3 protein-coding genes are annotated in these 2,467 nt (G+C 70.2%); all 3 read right to left on the bottom strand.

The genetic code is table 11. The features are described 5' to 3' along the window. A partial coding sequence (locus DSP71_RS21210; protein ID WP_147251423.1) for a FadR/GntR family transcriptional regulator occupies positions 1 to 270 on the bottom strand: 270 nt, incomplete at its 3' end. 33 nt (positions 271 to 303) lie between these two features. Then, positions 304 to 1,083, bottom strand: a complete 780-nt coding sequence (locus DSP71_RS21215) for a 3-oxoacyl-ACP reductase (RefSeq protein WP_046749785.1) — start codon at positions 1,081 to 1,083, stop codon at positions 304 to 306. A gap of 39 nt (positions 1,084 to 1,122) precedes the next feature. Continuing rightward, a complete protein-coding gene (locus DSP71_RS21220; RefSeq protein WP_113681989.1) occupies positions 1,123 to 2,466 on the bottom strand; it encodes an aldehyde dehydrogenase in 1,344 nt (447 codons plus the stop codon). Position 2,467: the final 1 nt, after the last annotated feature.

A 2,467-nucleotide genomic window follows, 5' to 3' on the forward strand; every position in this document is an offset into this window, starting at 1 on the left:
GAACGTGCCTCCGTAGCGACCACGCCGCGGCAGCAGGTAGCCGGTGTCGGCCAGCTCGCGGATCGCCTCGCGCACGGTGTCGCGACTCACCCCGAACGACGCCGCCAGCTCGCGCTCCGGAGGCAGGGACTCGCCAGGAGCGACCACACCGAGCCGGATCGTCTGCACGAGTCGGGCCACCGTGTCCTCGAGCGCATTACCGCGCCGCAGTGGCCGGTAGACGGCCCTTCGCACTTCGACGAGGTCGCCGTCGTGGGAGTGCTCGCTCATGCCTTCACCCTGTCACAGCGAGGTGAGGGTGGCTCACAGCGGGGTGACGTAGGCGTTCGTGATCCCGCCGTCGACGACGAAGGCACTCGCGGTGATGAACGACGCGTCGTCGGAGGCGAGGAACGCCACGGCCGCTGCGAGCTCGGCGGGCTCCGCGAAGCGTCCCATCGGCACGTGCACCAGGCGCCGCTGCGCCCGCTCCGGATCCTTCGCGAACAGCTCCTGCAGCAACGGGGTGTTCACGGGTCCAGGGCACAGCGCATTCACCCGCACTCCCTGACGGGCGAACTGCACACCGAGCTCGCGGGACATCGCCAGCACGCCCCCCTTCGACGCGGTGTAACTGATCTGCGAGGTGGCGGATCCGAGGAGCGCGACGAAGGAGGCGGTGTTGATGATCGATCCGCGCCCCGCTGGCACCATGTGACGGAGGGCTGCACGGCTGCACAGGTACACGCTCTTGAGATTCACGTCCTGCACGCGATCCCACGCCGGGAGCTCCGTCGTCTCGATGGAGTCGTCATCGGCCGGCGAGATGCCCGCGTTGTTGAAGGCGATGTCGATCCGCCCGAACTCCTCCGCGACACCGTCGAACAGCGCGTTCACCTTGGCCTCGTCTGCGACGTCGACCGGGCGGAACACGCCGCCCACCTCGGCGGCCGCCGCCTCTCCTGTCGTCGGATCGACATCGGCGATCACGACGAGGGCCCCCTCCGCTGCGAAGCGCTGGGCGGTGGCGAACCCGATGCCGCTCGCGCCGCCGGTGATGATGGCGACGCGGTCCTTGAGACGCTGGGTCAGATCGATGCTCATGTGGGTTCTCCGTTCCGGATGGGTGAAAGGACGACGCGATCAGTGTTCATCGGTCGCGAAGAAGACGTTCTTGGTCTCGGTGAAGTGCTCGGCGGCGTCGGGGCCGAGTTCGCGCCCCAGGCCCGACGCCTTCATGCCGCCGAACGGCGTGGAGTACCGCACCGAGGAGTGCGAGTTCACGGACAGCACGCCGCTGCGCACACCCCGAGCCACGCGGACACCGCGTCCCAGGCTCTCGGTCCAGACGGAGCCCGCGAGACCGTACGCCGTGTCGTTGGCCAGACGGATGGCATCGGCCTCGTCCTCGAACGGCATCACCGCGACGACGGGCCCGAACACCTCCTGCTGCGCGATGCGGTCGGCGGGGTCGGCGAGCACCACGGCCGGCGCGAACCAGAACCCGTCCCCCTCGGGGGCACTGCCGCGGAAGGCGATGTCTGCACCGTCGAGGAACGACGCCACGGTATCGCGGTGTCCCGCCGAGATGAGCGGCCCCATGTCGGTGTCATCGCGGGCAGGGTCGCCCACACGCCAGGCGGCGACGGCCGGTTCGAGCAGTTCGAGGAACCGGTCGTAGACCGAGCGCTGCACGAGCAGGCGGCTGCGCGCACAGCAGTCCTGGCCGGCGTTGTCGAACACGGATCCGGGAACTCCGGCCGCCGCGCGTTCGAGATCCGCGTCCTCGAAGACGACGTTCGCGCTCTTGCCCCCGAGTTCGAGCGTGACGGGCTTGAGGGCTCGCGCGCAGCCCGCCGCGACTTCGACGCCCACCTCGGTCGAGCCGGTGAAGACGACCTTGCGCACGTCCGGGTGTTCCACGAGACGCTGCCCGACGACCGAGCCCGACCCGGTGACGACCTCGAACAGCCCCTCCGGTAGTCCTGCTTCGCGCGCGAGCTCGCCGAGGCGGATGGCGGTGAGAGGTGTCAGCTCGGCGGGCTTGAGCACCACGGCGTTGCCCGCGGCGAGCGCCGGTGCGAACGCCCACGAGGCGATCGTCATCGGGAAGTTCCACGGAACGATCACGCCGACCACGCCGTAGGGGTCGTGGAACGTGACATCGAGCCCGCCGGCCACCGGGATCTGTCGCCCGGACAGGCGCTCCGGGTCGGCGGAGTAGTAGTTGAGCACCTGGGCGACGTGACCGGCCTCCCAGCGGGCCGAGCCGATCGGATGCCCGGAGTTGAGCACCTCCAGCTGCGCCAGCTCTTCGACGGCGCCGTCCACCGCGCGGGCGAACGACCGGAGGGCATCCGCACGTGCCACCGGGGCCAGGGCCGCCCATCGACGCTGCGCCGCGACGGCACGAGCGATCGCGGCATCCGTCTCTCCGATGCCGGCTCTGGGGACCTCGCGGATCGCGGCACCGGTGGACGGGTTGATG

The sequence above is a fragment of the Microbacterium sp. H6 genome (assembly GCF_003314775.1).
Lineage (GTDB): Bacteria > Actinomycetota > Actinomycetes > Actinomycetales > Microbacteriaceae > Microbacterium > Microbacterium oxydans.